We start from the raw sequence: 17,173 nt of genomic DNA on the forward strand, positions 1-17,173 counted from the left end.
GGGACACCCGACAGGGGGAAGACGATGACGTTGCAGCAGCCCGGTGTGTACGCGACGACGGCGGGGGCCGCGCACCGCGCGGTGCCCGCACAACAGGCCGTGCCGGTCAGGACGGCCGCCCGGCCCGTGCCCGTGGTGCGTGATCTGCGCGAGCGCGCGGGACGCGGCCCGCGCACCCTCGCCTTCGCGACCGGTGACACGGTGGTCGTGTCCGGCCTGCCGGGCAGCGGCAAGAGCACCCTGATCCGGCGTACGGCGAGCGCGGTGGCGCACCGGATCGACTCGCAGGACGTGCGCGAGCGCTGGGAGGCGGCGATGCCCCGCCTGCTGCCGTACGCCCTGTACCGGCCGCTGGTGCGCGTGGCGCACTACGCGGGCCTGTGGCGCGCCCTGCGCTCGGGCGACGGGGTCGTGGTGCACGACTGCGGTACGCAGACCTGGGTGCGGCGCTGGCTGGCGCGCGACGCCCGGCGCCGGGGCGTCGCGCTGCACCTGGTGCTGCTCGACGTGACGGCGGACGTGGCGCGGGCCGGCCAGCAGGAGCGCGGCCGCGGGGTCTCCGGTTACGCCTTCGCCCGGCACCGGCGGGCGGTGGGCCGGCTGGTGCGGGACGCGGAGGCGGGGCGGCTGCCGGTGGGCTGCGCGTCGGCGGTGCTGCTGGACCGGGACGCGGCGGGTGCGCTCAAGGTGATCGACTTTCCGGCCCCGGCCCCGGCGGGCCCCTAGGGACGGATGGCGGACAGCCCCGCAGGACACCCCGCGCACCGCGTTAAAGTCGTCCCGTGGACTACCCCGACTTCCCCATATCCGTTCCGCCGCACGGCGGCAGCGGCTGGCCCGGCAACGAGCTCGAAGAGGTACTGGGCGCCTCGCTCGGCCACCCCGCCGCGGGCGGCCGCATCGTCGAGGCGCTCGGGCGCAGCCAGGTCTGGGTGCCGCTGCCGAACGGCGGCGGGCCCGACTCCCCGAACCTCGACCTGCCCACGGTGCAGATCAACGGCGAGGCGTACGTCCCCGTCTACAGCTCCGAGGAGCAGCTGCGCCACTGCACCGGGCCCCACATGTCCTTCACCGTCGCGCCCGCCCGGGAGTTCGCCCGCGGCCTGCCGCCGCAGCTCGGCATCGCGGTGAACCCGGACGGCGCGGTCGGCGTGCCGCTGCCGCCGGCCGCCGTCGCCGAGCTCTGCCGGGCCGGCCGTACGCCGCTGGACGGACCGGCCAGTGGGGGCAGGGTCCGGCTCTTCGAGCCGGACTGGCAGGAGGAGCCGGTCGACTTCCTCGCGGCCGCCGCCGGGGAGTTCCAGGAGAGCGGAGTGGTCGTGAGCGCCCGCCGCGCCCTCGCGAGCGTCGAGGGCGCACCCCCGAGCCTGTTCGTCGGCGTACAGCTGTCGAACGCGGAGGGCGCCGACCCCAACGCACCGATGGACGCCCTCGGCCGGGCCCTCGGACGCGTCCAGGTGCCCTGGGAGGTCAACCTGATCCTGCTCGACGTGACGCGGGACCCGGTCGCCGGCTGGATGCTCGAAAAGGTGCGGCCGTTCTACACGCGCGCCTGACTCGTGCCCGACCCGTGCTCAGCGCCGGTGCTGCCGCTTAAGCTTGACCGACAACCGACACGGTGGATCGAAGAGGGGCGGGACCCAGGGTGAGCGCGTCAGGCACTGCGGCGGCCGGGCAGGTCGAGCACATGCTGCGCCAGGTGACACCCGGGCGCTACGACGCGTACGAGGCACTCCTGCGCGCCCTCGCCGACCCGGCGGGCGGCAAGCTGTGGATGCTGCTCTGGCACGGCCAGGCGGGGTCCCCCGACGCCCAGTACGGAAACATGGACGTCGACGGCCTCGGCTACGCGCCGTGCGTCACCTCCGCGCAGGAGCTGGCCGCGAGCGGCTGGAGCCGGGCGTACGAAGTGGTGTCCGCCCACGACGTCGCGCGGGCGCTCTTCCCCGACCGCTGGGGGATCTGGCTCAACCCGCACGCCCACGGCGGCGGCGTCGGCATCCCCTGGCTGGACCTGCGGCGTATCGCGACCGGTCTCGACCGGATGCCCGCCGGACCGCTGCGGCTGTCCGAACCGGCCGTCGAGATCCCCCAGTTCTACGCCCTGCTCACGCAGAACGCCCACCGGACCCCCGCCGTCCGCGCGCTGCGCCGCGCCTGGGTGCAGCCGGCGCTCGGCGCGCCGTACCTGGCCGTCGGACTCGATCTGTACGACACGAGCCAGCAGTCCGTCGACGCCGTGCGCGCCATGATGCAGCAGTCGATCGGCGTGGTCCCCGAAGGGCTGCCCGTGTCCACCGTCGCGATGTCCGACGAGTACGACCCCGTGTCCATGTGGCTGCGCGCGAACGCCCGCCCGTTCTACGACCGCGAGGCCCACGCGCCCGCCGCCCCCACCTCCGCCCCGCAGGGCGGCTACGGCTACCCGGCGCCGCGCGCCTACTGAGGCGACCTCGCCATACGGCGTACATAGCCCAATTCGACGGCCCATGAGGGCCGTTGGGCGGCATGTCCGGTCTGGTGCATTGGGCCGCTTCTGATCCGCTCAGCAGATCGCGGCGTCCGGATAACGGAAGGCCACAGGCCACATCACGGTTGCGCATCCATTGCCCGCCAGGGCTGGCGGGTGATCGCGCGCTCATTGAAGACTCCCGCAACAAGGAACGTCGGTCCTGTGTACGACCCGCCTTCCCCGTGTCAACTGTGTTTGTCCGAGCACCTTCTGCACGTTTCCGCACCACTTGCACCTGCGATGCGAACAAGCCGCCACAGCGGCAGGCGCGGGCCGACCACCCGTCGGCCGAGCCGAGAGGGGTCCCCACCACGATGACGGCACCACTGCACGACACGAGCGCGGCAGAGACCGCCGCCGTTGACGTAGCGGCCGATGTTCCGGCGAAAGCCATCGAAGGCCGCTCGCCCTGGAAGATCGCATGGGTGCGTCTGAAGCGCGACAAGGTCGCGCTGGCCGGCGGCGTCGTCGTGTTGTTCCTGATCCTGGTCGCGGTGTTCGCGCCCTTGATCGTCAGCGCGCTCGGCCACCCGCCGAACGACTTCCACGAGGACAAGATCGACCCGCTGTTCGGTACGCCGATCGGCAGCTGGGGCGGCATGAGCTCCGACTTCCTGCTGGGAGTCGAACCGGTCAACGGCCGCGACGTGTTCAGCCGCCTCGTCTACGGCGCCCGGATCTCGCTGCTGGTCGCCTTCCTCGCGGCCCTCTTCGCCGTCGCCCTCGGCACGGTCTTCGGGATCATCGCCGGATACTTCGGCGGCTGGGTCGACGCGGCGATCAGCCGGGTGATGGACGTACTGCTGGCCTTCCCGCAGCTGCTCTTCATCATCGCGCTGGTCTCGGTCCTGCCCAACTCCCTCTGGGGGTTCAGCGGTTCGGGTGTGCGCATCGGCGCCCTGATCGTCGTGATCGGCTTCTTCGGATGGCCGTACGTGGGCCGGATCGTCCGCGGCCAGACGCTCTCCCTCAGGGAACGCGAGTACGTCGAGGCGGCGCGCAGCCTCGGCGCGGGCCGCGCGTACATCCTCTTCAAGGAGCTCCTGCCGAACCTGGTCGCCCCGATCACCGTCTACACGACGCTGATGATCCCGACCAACGTCCTCAGCGAGGCCGCCCTCAGCTTCCTGGGCGCCGGAGTCAAGCCGCCCACCGCCTCCTGGGGGCAGATGCTCTCCAAGGCCAAGGAGTACTACGAGGCGGACCCGATGTTCATGATCGCGCCCGGCGTGGCCATCTTCGTCACGGTTCTGGCCTTCAACCTCTTCGGCGACGGCGTGCGTGACGCGCTGGACCCGAAGGGCTCCCGCTGACCGTTCGTCCCGTACCACCGCACGTTCCCACCGCGCCGCCCCTGCCGATGTGTCAGGAGGCCACCCAAACCGCCGGTTCCGCAACGGACCGGCACTCTTACGGAGGTTGCTGATCGTGACAGCCAACAGTTCTTCCAGGCGACGGCTCGCCGCAAGCGCGGCGCTCGTCGTCGCCGCGCTCGTCGGAACCGCGGCCTGCGGTGGCGGCGGCAAGGACGAGACCGAGGGCAAGGGCAAGGCCCCTGGCTTCAACGCGGCCGTCGGCAAGATCGCGAACGCCTCGGACAAGAAGGGCGGCACGATCAAGTTCATCGGTACGCAGGATGCCGACTCCTGGGACCCGCAGCGCGGTTACTACGGCTTCATGTGGGACTTCGCGCGCTACTACACGCGCCAGCTGATCACCTTCAAGCCGGCCGCCGGCACCGAGTCCACCGAGCTCGTCGCCGACATGGCGACCGACACGGGCAAGGTCTCCGCGGACAAGAAGACGTACACCTTCACGCTGAAGGACGGCGTGGCCTGGGAGGACGGCAAGCCCGTCACCTCCAAGGACATCAAGTACGGCATCGAGCGCATCTGGGCGCAGGACAAGATCTCCGGCGGTCCGATCTACCTGCAGCAGGTCCTGGACCCGAAGAAGGAGTACAAGGGCCCGTACAAGGACAAGTCGGCCGACAAGCTCGGCCTGAAGGCCATCGAGACGCCGGACGACAAGACCATTGTCTTCAAGCTCCCGAAGCCCAACGGCGACTTCCTCCAGATGCTGGCCATGCCGGCCGCCACGCCCGTCCGCCAGGACAAGGACACGGTCGAGAAGTACGGCCTGAAGCCCTTCTCCAACGGCCCGTACAAGATCGACTCCTACACCCCCAACAAGGGCATGGAGCTGAGCCGCAACCCCAACTGGAAGCAGGACACCGACACCGTCCGCAAGGCGCTGCCGGACAAGGTCTCGCTCAAGCTCATCACCAACGCCGACGACATGGACAACCGCCTGATCGAGGGCGACTTCGACGTCGACATCAACGCCACCGGCATCAGCCCGGCCGGCCGTACCAAGGCGCTGCGCGACCACAAGGCCAACGTCGACAACCCGCAGACCGGCTTCATCCGGTACGCGGTGTTCCCGCAGACGGTCAAGCCGCTCGACAACGTCCACTGCCGCAAGGCGCTCATCTACGGCGCCGACCACAAGTCGCTGCAGACCGCGCGCGGCGGACCGATGGCGGGCGGCGACATCGCCACCAACATGCTGCCGCCGAGCATCAAGGGCTCCGACCCGAAGTACGACCCGTACAACGTCCTGAAGGACACCAAGGGCAACGTCGCCAAGGCCAAGGAGGAGCTCAAGGCCTGCGGCAAGCCGAACGGCTTCAAGACCACCATCGCGGTCCGCAACAACAAGCCGCAGGAGATCGCCACCGCCGAGTCGATGCAGGAGTCGCTGCGCAAGATCGGCGTCGAGGTGCAGATCGACCAGTACGACGGTGCGCAGACCTCCGGCATCATCGGCGCTCCCAAGAACGTCGAGAAGAAGAACTACGGCATCATCATTATGGGCTGGGGTGCTGACTTCCCGTCCGGTCAGGGCTTCTCGCAGCCGCTGGTCGACAGCCGCTTCATCCTCGACAGCGGCAACAACAACTTCTCGATGATGAAGGACAAGTCGATCGACGCCCTGTTCGACAAGGCGCTGCTCGAGACGGACCCGGACAAGGCCGCCGAGTTCTACAAGCAGATCAACGAGAAGGTCTCCGAGGCCGCGGTCTACCTGCCCTTCACCTTCGAGAAGAACGTGATCTGGCGCAGCTCGCGGCTGACCAACGTCTACACGGCCGACTCCTACAACGGCCGCTACGACTACGCCTCCCTCGGCGTCAAGTGACCGTCCGTTCGCTCCGCCGGCACACCCGCCGCTAAGCCCGAAGGGCAGGTGATGGCCGCGTGCGGCGGCCCGGGGATCCCCCACCGGATCCCCGGGCCGCCGCCGGGCCGACCGTAGTGCTCGCATACCTCATCAGGCGGCTGACCGCCGTCGTCGTGATGCTGCTCGTGGTCACTCTCGTGACCTTCGGCATCTTCTACGTCATCCCGAAACTGACCGGCAGCGACCCCGCCGCGATGTTCATCGGCAAGCAGGCGGACCCAGGCGCGGTCGAAGGCGTCCGGGAGAAGCTCGGGCTCGGCGATCCGATCCTGGTGCAGTTCTGGAACTTCATCAGCGGAATCTTCGTCGGCCGCGACTACACCGGCGGCGGCTCGTCGTTCCACTGCGACGCCCCGTGCTTCGGCTACTCCTTCCGTACGGAGCAGGAGATCTGGCCGGTACTCACCGAGCGGCTCCCCGTGACGCTGTCCCTGGCGGCCGGCGCGTGCGTGCTGTGGGTCGTCGTCGGTGTCACCACCGGCATCATCTCCGCCCTCAAGCGCGGTACGGCGATCGACCGTACGGCCATGACCATCGCCCTCGCCGGTGTGTCGCTGCCGATCTACTTCACCGCGCTGCTCTCCCTGGCGATCTTCCGGACCCAGCTCGGCTGGTTCGACGCCGAGTACGTGGACATCGCGTCGGATCCGCTCGGCTGGTTCAGCGGCCTGGTGCTGCCGTGGGTGACCCTCGCCTTCCTGTACGCCGCGATGTACGCCCGGCTCACCCGCGCCACCATGCTGGAGGTCCTGGGCGAGGACTACATCCGTACCGCCCGCGCCAAGGGCCTGAGCGAACCGGTCGTCGTCGGGAAGCACGCGCTGCGCTCGACGATGACGCCGATCCTCACCATCCTCGGCATGGACCTCGGCGCCCTGGTCGGCGGCGCGATCCTCACCGAGACCGCCTTCAGCCTCCCGGGCCTCGGCCAGGCGGCGGTCAAGGCGATCGGCGACTTCGACCTTCCGCTCATCCTGGGTGTCACGCTCATCGCCGCCGCCGCCGTGGTGCTCGCGAACCTCGTCGTGGACATCCTGTACTCCGTGATCGACCCCCGAGTGAGGCTCTCGTGACCACTGTGCCTGTCCCGGGGGAGGCCCCCGGAGCCCCCTTGACGAAGACCGGCGCGGTCGGGGAGCCCGTACGCGCCGGCTCCCCGCAGGCGGACGCCTTCCTCGACGTACGCGACCTCAAGGTGCACTTCCCCACCGACGACGGCCTCGTCAAGTCGGTGGACGGCCTCTCCTTCAAGCTGGAGAAGGGCAAGACCCTCGGCATCGTGGGCGAGTCCGGCTCCGGCAAGTCGGTCACCTCGCTCGGCATCATGGGCCTGCACACCGTCGGCCAGTACGGCCGGCGCAAGGCCCGGATCTCCGGCGAGATCTGGCTGGACGGCACGGACCTGCTGTCCGCCGACCCCGACGAGGTGCGCAAGCTGCGCGGCCGCGAGATCTCGATGATCTTCCAGGACCCGCTGTCCGCGCTGCACCCGTACTACACGATCGGCCACCAGATCGTGGAGGCGTACCGCATCCACAACAAGGTCGACAAGAAGACCGCCAAGCGGCGGGCGATCGAGATGCTCGACCGGGTCGGCATCCCGCAGCCCGACAAGCGCTTCGACGGCTACCCGCACGAGTTCTCCGGCGGCATGCGCCAGCGCGCCATGATCGCGATGGCGCTCGTCAACAACCCCGAGCTGCTGATCGCGGACGAGCCGACCACCGCCCTGGACGTCACCGTCCAGGCGCAGATCCTCGACCTGATCCGGGACCTGCAGAAGGAGTTCGGCTCGGCGGTCATCGTCATCACGCACGACCTGGGCGTCGTCGCCGAGCTGGCCGACGACATCCTCGTGATGTACGGCGGCCGGTGCGTCGAGCGCGGCCCCGCCGAGCAGGTCTTCTACGAGCCCCAGCACCCGTACACCTGGGGCCTGCTGGGCTCGATGCCGCGCATCGACCGTGACCAGACCGACCGCCTCATCCCGGTCAAGGGCTCCCCGCCCAGCCTGATCAACATCCCGAGCGGCTGCGCCTTCCACCCGCGCTGCCCCTACGCGGACGTCCCCAAGGGCGGCATCACCCGTACCGAGCGGCCGGAACTCAAGCTGCTGCCCGGCAAGGAATCCGAACGGCACTTCTCCGCCTGCCACATGGCGGCCGAGGACCGGACGCGGATCTGGACCGAAGAGATTGCGCCGAAGCTGTGAGCGAGACGAAGGATCCCGACGTGACGATCCCGGAGCAGGCGTCGTCCTCGCCGCTGTCGCCCTCGACCGAGCCCCTGCTCAAGGTCAGCGGTCTGGTGAAGCACTTCCCCATCAAGAAGGGCGTGCTGCAGCGCCAGGTCGGCGCGGTTCAGGCCGTCGACGGCCTCGACTTCGACGTACGCCCGGGGGAGACCCTCGGCGTGGTCGGTGAGTCGGGCTGCGGCAAGTCGACGATGGGCCGGCTGATCACCCGGCTGCTGGAGCCGACCAGCGGGAAGATCGAGTTCGAGGGCCAGGACATCACCCACCTGGGCACCGCCCGGATGCGTCCGCTGCGCCGCGACGTACAGATGATCTTCCAGGACCCGTACTCCTCGCTGAACCCGCGCCACACGGTCGGCACGATCATCAGCGCGCCCTTCAAGCTGCAGAACATCACGCCCGAGGGCGGGGTGAAGCGGGAGGTCCAGCGGCTTTTGGAGCTGGTGGGGCTCAACCCCGAGCACTACAACCGCTATCCGCACGAGTTCTCCGGCGGCCAGCGCCAGCGCATCGGCATCGCGCGGGCGCTCGCCCTCAAGCCGAAGCTGGTCGTCGCCGACGAGCCGGTGTCGGCGCTGGACGTGTCGATCCAGGCGCAGGTGGTGAACCTGCTGGACGACCTCCAGGACGAGCTCGGTCTCACGTACGTGATCATCGCGCACGACCTGTCGGTCATCCGGCACGTCTCGGACCGCATCGCCGTGATGTACCTCGGCAAGATCGTCGAGCTGGCGGACCGCAAGGCGCTGTACGAGGCGCCGATGCACCCGTACACGAAGGCGCTCCTGTCGGCCGTCCCGGTGCCCGACCCGCGCAGCAAGCACAAGCGCGAGCGGATCCTGCTCAAGGGCGACGTCCCCTCGCCGATCTCGCCGCCCACGGGCTGCCGCTTCCACACGCGGTGCTGGAAGGCCACGGAGATCTGCACGACGCGGGAGCCGGCGCTGACCACGCTCAAGACCGGCCACCAGGTGGCCTGCCACCACCCGGAGAACGCGCCCGACCAGGCGCCGGAATCCGGTCCCGCGGCCGGGTCCGCGAGCGCGGGGGACATCGGCAAGGCCTAGAACCGGCACAATTGCCCGGTGTTCCAGGAACTCTTCACGCCCTCCGTCCAGCATTCGCTCGACCTCGTCGGGATCTTCGTCTTCGCGATCTCCGGCGCGCTGCTCGCCGTGCGCAAGAACTTCGACGTCTTCGGCATCGCGGTGCTCGCGGAGGTCACCGCGCTGGGCGGAGGGCTGTTGCGTGACCTGATCATCGGCGCCGTGCCGCCGGCCGCCTTCACCGACCTCGGCTACTTCACCACACCGCTGATCGCGGCGGCCCTCGTCTTCTTCCTGCACCCCGAGGTGGAGCGCATCCAGGGCGCCGTGAACGCCTTCGACGCGGCCGGCCTCGGGCTGTTCTGCGTGACGGGCACCACCAAGGCGTACGAGTACGGGCTGGGCCTGACCGCTTCGGCCGCCCTGGGCCTGGCGACCGCGGTCGGCGGCGGCGTACTGCGCGACGTGCTCGCCAACGAGGTGCCCTCGCTGCTGCGCTGGGACCGCGATCTGTACGCCGTCCCCGCGATCGTCGGCGCCTCCATGGTGGCGCTGTGCATCCGCTTCGACGCGCTGAACGCGGTGACCAGCGGCATCGCCGTCGTGACCGCCTTCGTGCTGCGGTTGCTGGCGATGCGCTTCCACTGGCGGGCGCCGCGTGCCTGGCACCGGAGCTCGGCGAAGGCCGAGGGGGAATCCGAGTCCAGCACTTAGCTACCGCTTAGTAACGTCCCGGTGTACCGTGCATGCCATGGCACAGGCATGCATCGGGGACAGTGAGTTCGACCGCGACACCGCCCTCACGGAGCGGACGCCCGGCGTCTACGACGCGGAGCTCTCCGCCGGCTGGACGATCATCCAGGCCGTCAACGGCGGCTACCTCCTCGCCCTCCTCGGCCGGGCGCTCGGTGACGCCCTGCCGCATCCCGACCCCTTCACGGTTTCGGCGCACTATCTGACGCCGTCCGTGCCCGGCAAGGCGGTGATCCGGACGCAGGCCGTCCGTACCGGACGCACCCTCTCCACCGGCCAGGCCTCCCTCTTCCAGTACGCCGACGACGGCACCGAGGTCGAGCGGATCCGCGTCCTCGCCTCCTACGGCGACCTCGACGCCCTGCCCGACGACGTCCGCACGACGGCGAAGCCGCCGGTCATGCCCCCGTACGAGCAGTGCCTGGGCGCCGAAGCCGGACCCGCCGCCATCCCGGGCAGCTCGGCCATCACCGAGCGGCTGAACATCCGCCTCGACCCCGCCACCGTCGGCTGGGCCGTGGGCGCGCCCTCCGGCCGGGGCGAGATGCGCGGCTGGTTCGGACTCGCCGACGGCCGTGACGCCGACCCGCTCTCGCTGCTGCTCACCGTCGACGCCCTGCCGCCGACCTCGTTCGAGCTGGGGCTGAAGGGCTGGACGCCGACCGTCGAGCTCACCACCCACGTACGCTGCCGGCCCGCCCCGGGCCCGCTGCGCGTCTCCATCACCACCCGCAACCTCGCGGGCGGCTTCCTGGAGGAGGACGCGGAGGTCTGGGACAGCGCGGACCGTCTCGTCGCCCAGTCCCGGCAGCTCGCGCGGGCGCCGCGCGGCTGAACTTCCCGCGCGGCCCGTATCACGGACCGTCGTCCTCCCGGACGGCCGTCCGGGTGCGTGCGGAGTCCCGTCCGCCGGCTCAGTCCAGCCAGTGGCGGCGGCCGAGCCCGATCAGGCGCAGCTGGCGGCGGGCCAGGGAAGCGGCTGCCTCGACGCGTTCCTCGCCGTACGGTCCGGCCTCCAGGAACGCGGACGCGGTCATCACCATGTGGTCGACATGGACGTGCGCGAGCATCCGTACGTCGTCCTCGCTCCACCGCGCGCAGTCCGGCTGGGTGCCGAGCCAGGCCGCCACCTCCTCGGCGAACAGGCCGAGTTGCCCGCCGATCGCGGCGCGCACCCGCTCCACCCCGCCGTGCCGTTCACGGGTGACGAAGCGGACGTGGGCGGGGTAGGCCCGCACGTGACGGGCGATGAGGCCCACCGCGCCGTCGATGCGCACGGCGCTGTCGCCGGTTTCGGCGAGGGTCGCGCGGAGCACCGCGTGCAGGCCGCCGAGCGCCTCCTCGACCAGTGCCACGCCCAGATCCGCCGTGTCCCGGAAGTGCCGGTAGAAGGCGGTGGGGGCGACGCCGGCGGCGCGCGTGACCTCGCGCAGGCCGAGGCTGCTCAGGCTCTGGTGCTCCAGCAGGACGAGCGCCGCCTCCATGAGGGCCTGGCGGGTCCTCTGCTTCTGGGCCTGGCGGGCGCCAAGGATGTGACTCATGACATTCAGTAAACAACCGTTCCCTGATTGCGGGGGAACCATGGGGGCACTCTAGACTGAGTAGTCAGTGAACAGTCGTACTCCCAGGAGGGGTTCACGTGTTCGTCCTCGTAGCGGCTCTGCTGTTGCTCGGGGTGCTGATGGGCTCGGTCGCCCATGTGCCGGCCCCGGTGTCCCTCGTCGCCGCCGCGCTCATCGGCGTCTGGCTTCTCGTCTTCGCCGCCCGTGAGCGTCACTCGCGACGTACGACCCGAAGGAGCTGAACGCGCCATGGAGTTCACCGCGTCCGCACGCGCCCGGACCGGCACGCGGGACGCCGACGGCATGGCCGTCGCCTCGTTCGTGCTCGGACTCGTCGGGCTGCTCGTCCTCAACATCTTCCTCGGCCCCGTCTCGATCGTCCTGGCGTCCCTGGCCCTGCGCCGGGGCACCGAGCGGCGGGGCCGGGCGCTGCTCGGCCTCGGCCTCGGGGTGGCCGACCTGCTGGTCCTCGCCGTGCTCGCGTCCGCCGACGACACCGTGTCCTGGACCTTCGGCGGCTGAGGGGGCGCCGTGGGGACGGCGGGAGAGGGCGTGAGCGGAGGGCGGCCCACGGGCTCGTAGAATCGAGTGCACCATGGCTTACCTCGACCACGCCGCGACCACCCCGATGCTTCCGGAAGCGGTCGGGGCGATGACCGCCCACCTCGCCGTCACCGGCAACGCGTCGTCCCTGCACGCCGCCGGCCGACGCGCGCGGCGCACCGTCGAGGAGGCCCGCGAGACGCTCGCCGAGTCCCTCGGCGCCCGCCCCAGCGAGGTGGTCTTCACCGCCGGCGGAACCGAGGCGGACAACCTCGCCGTCAAGGGCCTGTACTGGGCGCGGCGCGACGCCGATCCGCGCCGAACCCGCGTCCTGGCCAGCCCCGTCGAGCACCACGCGGTGCTGGACGCCGTCCACTGGCTGGGCGAGCACGAGGGCGCGACGGTCGAGTACCTGCCGGTCGACGCATACGGCAGAGTCCACCCGGCGGCGCTGCGCGAGGCCATCGCGCGCGAGCCCTCGGATGTCGCCATGGCCACCGTCATGTGGGCCAACAACGAGATCGGCACCGTCATGCCGGTCCGTGAACTCGCCGACGTGGCAGCCGAGTTCGGCGTACCGCTGCACGCCGACGCGGTGCAGGCGTTCGGTCAGCTCGACGTGGACTTCGCCGCCTCGGGACTCGCCGCGATGACCGTCTCCGGGCACAAGATCGGCGGCCCGTACGGCATCGGCGCGCTGCTGCTCGGCCGTGAGTACACCCCCGTACCCGTCCTGCACGGGGGCGGTCAGGAGCGGCACGTGCGCTCCGGCACGCTCGACGTCCCGGCCGTCGCCGCCTTCGCGGTGGCCGGCCGGATCGCGGCCGAGCAGCGCGAGTGGTTCGCGCGTGAGATCGGCGGGCTGCGCGACGAACTGGTGGCCGCCGTACGGGCGGCCGTCCCCACGGCGGTCCTCGGCGGCGACCCTTCCCCGGGCGGCCGGCTGCCGGCCAACGCCCACTTCACCTTCCCCGGCTGCGAGGGCGACTCGCTGCTCCTGCTGCTCGACGCGCAGGGCATCGAGTGCTCCACCGGCTCCGCCTGCACGGCCGGAGTGGCCCAGCCGAGCCACGTCCTGCTGGCCACCGGGACCGACCCCGACCTGGCCCGCGGCACCCTGCGCTTCTCGCTCGGGCACACCTCGACCGCCGACGACGTGGCCGCCGTGGCGGAGGCGATCGGGCCGGCCGTCGAGCGGGCCCGTACGGCGGGGCTCGTCTGACCCGCTGAAGGACTACGCCCGGGCGGGCGGCCGGCCCTCCAGCTCCGCGCGTACGAGCCGGAGGTAGCGGGCCCAGTTCCAGTGCGGGCCGGGGTCGGTGTGGTCGGTGCCCGGGACCTCGACGTGGCCGATGATGTGCTCCCGGTCGGCGGGTATCCCGTACCGCCGGCAGATGCCGGCCGCGAGGCGGGCCGACGAGCGGTACATGACGTCCGTGAAGTCCTCCGGCCGGTCGACGAAGCCCTCGTGCTCGATGCCGACGCTGCGTTCGTTGAACGAGCGGTTCCCCGCGTGGTACGCGACGTCCAGCTCCCTGGCCATCTGCGTGATGTGGCCGTCCTTCGCGCGCACGATGTAGTGCGCGGCGGCCGCGTGCAGCGGGTTCTTGAAGACGCGCACGGCCGACGCGAAGCTGCCCTGCGTCACGTGGATCACGATCCGGTCGATCGTGTAGTCGGCCGGGCGGTCCGCGGTCCGCAGATTCGCGGCCGACGCCGCCACCCACCGGGCGCCCTTGTGATCCACCTCTCCCTCCGTGCGCTGCTTGTCGATACCCGGCACGAGCCACCACATCCGGGCCAGCTCATCGCCGTACACAGCGGCCGTACCGCCCACCAGGGCCGCTCCACCCCCGATGAACAGCGCGCGTCTGCTCACCCTTGCCGCCTTCTTCTGCTCCATGAGCCCTTTAACGCTTTCGGCCCTGTCGGTGGTTCCGTCTACCCTGGTGGAGCTATGACTGAGACCCCGCGCCGCCTCCGTGTCCTCGCCGCCATGTCCGGCGGGGTCGACTCCGCCGTTGCCGCCGCCCGAGCCGCCGAGGCCGGGCACGACGTGACCGGCGTGCACCTCGCCCTGTCCGCGAACCCGCAGTCGTTCCGTACCGGCGCGCGCGGCTGCTGCACGATCGAGGACTCGCGCGACGCCCGCCGGGCCGCCGACGTCATCGGTATCCCCTTCTACGTCTGGGACCTCGCCGAGCGCTTCCGCGAGGACGTCGTCGAGGACTTCGTCGCGGAGTACGAGGCCGGGCGCACCCCGAACCCCTGCCTGCGCTGCAACGAGAAGATCAAGTTCGCGGCGCTGCTCGACAAGGCGCTGGCCCTGGGCTTCGACGCGGTCGCCACCGGCCACTACGCGACGGTCGTCCTGAACGAGGACGGCAGCCGTGAGCTGCACCGCGCCTCCGACATGGCCAAGGACCAGTCGTACGTCCTCGGGGTCCTCGACGAGCGGCAGCTCGCCCACGCGATGTTCCCGCTCGGCGACACCCTCACCACCAAGGAGGAGATCCGGGCGGAGGCGGAGCGCCGGGGGCTCGCGGTCGCGAAGAAGCCCGACAGCCACGACATCTGCTTCATCGCGGACGGCGACACCCAGGGTTTCCTGGCGAACCGGCTCGGCGGCAAGGCGGAGGGCGACATCCTCGACGAGTCGGGCGCCAAGCTCGGCACCCACGACGGGGCCTTCGGCTTCACCATCGGCCAGCGCAAGGGGCTGCGCATCGGCCACCCCGCCGCCGACGGCAAGCCGCGCTACGTCCTGGACATCTCCCCGGTGGACAACACGGTGACGGTGGGCCCGGCCGAGGCACTCGACGTCACCTCCCTGACCGCGATCAAGCCCCGCTGGTGCGGCACGGCCCCGGCCGGCAGCGGCACGTACACCGCCCAGCTGCGCGCGCACGGCGGCGAGACGCCGGTGACGGCGGAGCTGGTCGACGGCGAGCTGCGCGTCACCTTCGACGAGCCGGTGCGCGGCGTCGCCCCCGGCCAGGCGATCGTCCTGTACGACGGCACCCGCGTGGTCGGCTCGGCGACGATCGCCACGACGGCGCGGGCGACGGCCGCCCTGGCCTGACGCCCCAGGGGGAGCCCGGAGCGGGCCCGCCCTACATCCATGACGAATCTTGCCCCCCCAGGGTGATGGCACGCCGGGCCGGCAGCAGGATGTTCCCCGACACCGCGAGTGCGGCCGTTCCGGTCGGCACGACCGCGACCAGCGGCAGGAACGTCACGAGAAAGCTGCGCCGCGACCGGGCCGGGCGCGACGCGCGCCTGATGCCCGGCCGAGGTACTTCGACCGTCTGTCTTCCCCCACCGCCACGGACGGCTCCCCCGCCGACCCCGGCTCACGTCACCCCCGGTCTCGCGGCTGTGGATGACAACGCGCACAACCTCCGGCCAACGCGCGGCGATCTGCATGACGCCCAGTCAGCAGCGTCGCTGCGCGCAGGACTTCACTCCGCGAAGAATCCCCGCAGCACCGGAGCCAGTACGTGCGGTGCCACGTCGTGGACCTGGCCCGTCAGCGTGCGGTGGCGGCCGCGCGGCACCGCTTCCGCGACCCGCCGGGCCGCCTCCCGCATCGCCGGGGGGCTCGCCCCGCCGTCGACGACGAGCACCGGCTGTCTCACCGACCCCAGCCGCTCCACCGGCACCGTGCCGTCGCCCGTCACCGCGTCGTCGTACGCCAGAGTCGGCGCCACCGCCTCCAGCTCCGGCCACATCGGCGAGCCGCGCAGGTGCGCGACCACCTCGGGCTTCATGCCCGTCGTCGACAGGAAGAGCTCGGCGGCGCCCCCGAGGTCACCCGCCGCGAGCAGCTCCCCGAGCCGCGGGGTGTACCGCGCCCCGGCCGCCCTGTCCGCCGGACCGGCCGCCGTGAAGGGCGGTTCGTACACGCCGATCCGCTCGAACGGCACGCCGCTCGCCGCCGCCTCCAGGACCAGTGCCCCGCCGGACGACATGCCGTACGCCGACACGGGTCCGTCCTGGTCGTCGACCAGGGCCGCCAGATCCTCGACCTCGCGCGCGACCGCGTACGGGGCGGTGTCCCCGCTGCCGCCGCGGCCGCGCCTGTCGTACGTGACGACGCCGAAGCGCGGCGCGAGCAGCGCCGCCAGCGGCGCCTCGGCGGCGCCGGTGACGAACGCGCCGCCCACCAGGATCAACGGCGGCCCGTCGCCGAGCCGTTCACAGGCGAGGGGCGTGCCGTCACGGGACACCACTTTGGTCATGAGGTGCTGACCGCGCGGCGTCCCGGAACTCATCGCTCCCGGGAGAAGAATCTCACCGCGAACCGACGACCTCCGTCTCGTAGAAGCAGAAGTGCCCCTTCGCAGCGGCCACTTCCGGCTTCGGGTCCAGGTAGGCCCACACCAGGTCCGCCGCGCCCGGCACCGACCAGTACGAGGCGTACCCCTTGAAGGGGCAGTGGGTGCGCTTGTCCGAAGGCGTCAGGAGGTCGGTCCTGACGTCGTCGGGCGGCAGGTAGTAGCGCACCGGCAGACCCGTCTCGCGCAGCAGCAGCGGACGGCGGCTCTCCGCCAGCACCCGCCCCCCGTACGTGACGCGCACATGCTCGGTTCCCTGCTCGACGGTGATGCGGTGTCCTGCGGTCACGGGCGGCTCTCTCCTCGGTCGGTGGGGTGCGACGGCCGTCTCCCTCTCCAGCGTCCGCGCGGCGTAGGTTCTTCCCCATGGCACTGAACATCTGCGTCTTCCTCTCCGCCGCCGACCTCGACGAGCGCTACACCCGCCCCGCCCGGGAATTCGGTGAACTGATCGGCAAGGGCGGCCACACCCTGGTGTGGGGCGGCTCGGAGGCCGGGCTGATGAAGGTCGTCGCGGACGGCGTGCAGGAGGCCGGCGGGCGGCTCGTCGGCGTGTCGGTGGAGTTCCTGCACAGCGTGGCGCGGGAGAACGCCGACGAGATGCTGATCGCCAAGGACCTCGCCGAGCGCAAGGCGCTGCTGCTCGCCAAGTCCGACGCGCTCGTCGTCATGGTCGGCGGCACCGGCACCCTGGACGAGGCCACCGAGATACTGGAGCTGAAGAAGCACGGTCTGCACGACAAGCCGGTGGTGCTGCTGAACACGGCGGGCTTCTACGACGGCCTCAAGCTCCAGTTCCAGCGGATGGAGGCGGAGGGCTTCTTGCCCGTACCCCTCACCGACCTGGTGTTCTTCGCCGAGGACGGCGTCGCGGCACTCGCCTACCTTGAGGAGTCGACCGGCGTCCAGTGATGCGAGCATGG

At 71.1% G+C, this 17,173-nt stretch carries 19 protein-coding genes; 15 read left to right on the forward strand and 4 right to left on the reverse strand.

Translation table 11 applies throughout. The annotated features are described in order from the left end of the window. Positions 1 to 24 precede the first annotated feature (24 nt). From IE185_RS07045 to IE185_RS07090, 10 genes are all read left to right on the forward strand, one after another. Positions 25 to 726 carry an AAA family ATPase gene (locus IE185_RS07045; RefSeq protein ID WP_189714819.1) on the forward strand — a complete coding sequence of 234 codons (702 nt, stop codon included), beginning with the start codon at positions 25 to 27 and terminating at the stop codon, positions 724 to 726. Between the two features lie 56 nt (positions 727 to 782). Continuing rightward, positions 783 to 1,556, forward strand: coding sequence for an enhanced serine sensitivity protein SseB (locus tag IE185_RS07050; RefSeq protein WP_229843386.1), 774 nt, complete (start codon positions 783 to 785; stop codon positions 1,554 to 1,556). Between the two features lie 89 nt (positions 1,557 to 1,645). After that, positions 1,646 to 2,446 carry an enhanced serine sensitivity protein SseB C-terminal domain-containing protein gene (locus IE185_RS07055; RefSeq protein ID WP_189714821.1) on the forward strand — a complete coding sequence of 267 codons (801 nt, stop codon included), beginning with the start codon at positions 1,646 to 1,648 and terminating at the stop codon, positions 2,444 to 2,446. A gap of 380 nt (positions 2,447 to 2,826) precedes the next feature. Beyond that, the gene (locus IE185_RS07060; RefSeq protein ID WP_138896755.1) at positions 2,827 to 3,825 is read left to right on the forward strand and encodes an ABC transporter permease; all 999 of its coding nucleotides are present in this window, start codon (positions 2,827 to 2,829) and stop codon (positions 3,823 to 3,825) included. Positions 3,826 to 3,937: 112 nt separating this feature from the next. Continuing rightward, on the forward strand, positions 3,938 to 5,713 hold the full coding sequence (locus IE185_RS07065) for an ABC transporter substrate-binding protein (protein ID WP_138896756.1): 1,776 nt from the start codon (positions 3,938 to 3,940) through the stop codon (positions 5,711 to 5,713). Positions 5,714 to 5,829: 116 nt separating this feature from the next. Further along, on the forward strand, positions 5,830 to 6,828 hold the full coding sequence (locus tag IE185_RS07070; protein ID WP_138896754.1) for an ABC transporter permease: 999 nt from the start codon (positions 5,830 to 5,832) through the stop codon (positions 6,826 to 6,828). A gap of 38 nt (positions 6,829 to 6,866) precedes the next feature. Then, positions 6,867 to 7,967 carry an ABC transporter ATP-binding protein gene (locus IE185_RS07075; protein WP_138896753.1) on the forward strand — a complete coding sequence of 367 codons (1,101 nt, stop codon included), beginning with the start codon at positions 6,867 to 6,869 and terminating at the stop codon, positions 7,965 to 7,967. A 20-nt stretch (positions 7,968 to 7,987) separates the two neighbouring features. After that, positions 7,988 to 9,076, forward strand: a complete 1,089-nt coding sequence (locus IE185_RS07080) for an ABC transporter ATP-binding protein (protein ID WP_167519048.1) — start codon at positions 7,988 to 7,990, stop codon at positions 9,074 to 9,076. Positions 9,077 to 9,094: 18 nt separating this feature from the next. Continuing rightward, positions 9,095 to 9,769, forward strand: coding sequence for a trimeric intracellular cation channel family protein (locus IE185_RS07085; RefSeq protein WP_138896751.1), 675 nt, complete (start codon positions 9,095 to 9,097; stop codon positions 9,767 to 9,769). Between the two features lie 37 nt (positions 9,770 to 9,806). After that, on the forward strand, positions 9,807 to 10,643 hold the full coding sequence (locus IE185_RS07090) for a thioesterase family protein (protein ID WP_138896750.1): 837 nt from the start codon (positions 9,807 to 9,809) through the stop codon (positions 10,641 to 10,643). A gap of 79 nt (positions 10,644 to 10,722) precedes the next feature. Here the strand turns inward: IE185_RS07090 and IE185_RS07095 are convergent, their stop codons facing one another. Then, a complete protein-coding gene (locus IE185_RS07095) occupies positions 10,723 to 11,349 on the reverse strand; it encodes a TetR family transcriptional regulator (protein ID WP_138896749.1) in 627 nt (208 codons plus the stop codon). A 98-nt stretch (positions 11,350 to 11,447) separates the two neighbouring features. Between IE185_RS07095 and IE185_RS07100 the strand changes: the two genes are divergently transcribed. The 3 genes from IE185_RS07100 (at position 11,448) to IE185_RS07110 (ending at position 13,135) form a co-directional block, all read left to right on the forward strand. Beyond that, positions 11,448 to 11,612 carry a hypothetical protein gene (locus IE185_RS07100; RefSeq protein ID WP_167518326.1) on the forward strand — a complete coding sequence of 55 codons (165 nt, stop codon included), beginning with the start codon at positions 11,448 to 11,450 and terminating at the stop codon, positions 11,610 to 11,612. A gap of 7 nt (positions 11,613 to 11,619) precedes the next feature. Continuing rightward, the gene (locus tag IE185_RS07105) at positions 11,620 to 11,892 is read left to right on the forward strand and encodes a DUF4190 domain-containing protein (RefSeq protein ID WP_138908524.1); all 273 of its coding nucleotides are present in this window, start codon (positions 11,620 to 11,622) and stop codon (positions 11,890 to 11,892) included. 73 nt (positions 11,893 to 11,965) lie between these two features. After that, positions 11,966 to 13,135 carry a cysteine desulfurase family protein gene (locus IE185_RS07110; protein ID WP_138898891.1) on the forward strand — a complete coding sequence of 390 codons (1,170 nt, stop codon included), beginning with the start codon at positions 11,966 to 11,968 and terminating at the stop codon, positions 13,133 to 13,135. A 12-nt stretch (positions 13,136 to 13,147) separates the two neighbouring features. On the opposite strand, the gene IE185_RS07115 is transcribed toward IE185_RS07110, so the two are convergent. Then, on the reverse strand, positions 13,148 to 13,816 hold the full coding sequence (locus tag IE185_RS07115; RefSeq protein WP_138898890.1) for an N-acetylmuramoyl-L-alanine amidase: 669 nt from the start codon (positions 13,814 to 13,816) through the stop codon (positions 13,148 to 13,150). Positions 13,817 to 13,870: 54 nt separating this feature from the next. Here IE185_RS07115 and mnmA point away from each other — a divergent pair, with 54 nt between their 5' ends. Then, positions 13,871 to 14,995 carry a tRNA 2-thiouridine(34) synthase MnmA gene (gene mnmA / locus IE185_RS07120; protein WP_138898889.1) on the forward strand — a complete coding sequence of 375 codons (1,125 nt, stop codon included), beginning with the start codon at positions 13,871 to 13,873 and terminating at the stop codon, positions 14,993 to 14,995. Between the two features lie 379 nt (positions 14,996 to 15,374). Here mnmA and IE185_RS07125 read toward each other — a convergent pair whose 3' ends face one another. Together IE185_RS07125 and IE185_RS07130 are read right to left on the reverse strand one after the other, a co-directional pair. Further along, a complete protein-coding gene (locus tag IE185_RS07125; protein ID WP_138894628.1) occupies positions 15,375 to 16,154 on the reverse strand; it encodes an alpha/beta fold hydrolase in 780 nt (259 codons plus the stop codon). A gap of 52 nt (positions 16,155 to 16,206) precedes the next feature. Then, positions 16,207 to 16,539 carry a DUF427 domain-containing protein gene (locus tag IE185_RS07130; RefSeq protein WP_138894614.1) on the reverse strand — a complete coding sequence of 111 codons (333 nt, stop codon included), beginning with the start codon at positions 16,537 to 16,539 and terminating at the stop codon, positions 16,207 to 16,209. Between the two features lie 83 nt (positions 16,540 to 16,622). On the opposite strand from IE185_RS07130, the gene IE185_RS07135 reads away from it, so the two are divergent. Then, on the forward strand, positions 16,623 to 17,162 hold the full coding sequence (locus IE185_RS07135; protein WP_138894629.1) for an LOG family protein: 540 nt from the start codon (positions 16,623 to 16,625) through the stop codon (positions 17,160 to 17,162). The last annotated feature ends 11 nt before the right edge of the window (positions 17,163 to 17,173 follow it).

The sequence above is a fragment of the Streptomyces chryseus genome (assembly GCF_014650755.1).
GTDB lineage: Bacteria > Actinomycetota > Actinomycetes > Streptomycetales > Streptomycetaceae > Streptomyces > Streptomyces chryseus.

What these genes read in the sequence shown, in the direction of transcription:
- IE185_RS07045 (WP_189714819.1), top strand. Translation starts at nt 25, where the DNA reads ATGACGTTGCAGCAGCCCGGTGTGTACGCGACGACGGCGGGGGCCGCG.
- IE185_RS07060 (WP_138896755.1), top strand. Translation starts at nt 2,827, where the DNA reads ATGACGGCACCACTGCACGACACGAGCGCGGCAGAGACCGCCGCCGTT.
- IE185_RS07090 (WP_138896750.1), top strand. Translation starts at nt 9,807, where the DNA reads ATGGCACAGGCATGCATCGGGGACAGTGAGTTCGACCGCGACACCGCC.
- IE185_RS07095 (WP_138896749.1), bottom strand. Translation starts at nt 11,349, where the DNA reads ATGAGTCACATCCTTGGCGCCCGCCAGGCCCAGAAGCAGAGGACCCGC.
- IE185_RS07105 (WP_138908524.1), top strand. Translation starts at nt 11,620, where the DNA reads ATGGAGTTCACCGCGTCCGCACGCGCCCGGACCGGCACGCGGGACGCC.
- IE185_RS07110 (WP_138898891.1), top strand. Translation starts at nt 11,966, where the DNA reads ATGGCTTACCTCGACCACGCCGCGACCACCCCGATGCTTCCGGAAGCG.
- IE185_RS07115 (WP_138898890.1), bottom strand. Translation starts at nt 13,816, where the DNA reads ATGGAGCAGAAGAAGGCGGCAAGGGTGAGCAGACGCGCGCTGTTCATC.
- mnmA (WP_138898889.1), top strand. Translation starts at nt 13,871, where the DNA reads ATGACTGAGACCCCGCGCCGCCTCCGTGTCCTCGCCGCCATGTCCGGC.
- IE185_RS07125 (WP_138894628.1), bottom strand. Translation starts at nt 16,154, where the DNA reads ATGACCAAAGTGGTGTCCCGTGACGGCACGCCCCTCGCCTGTGAACGG.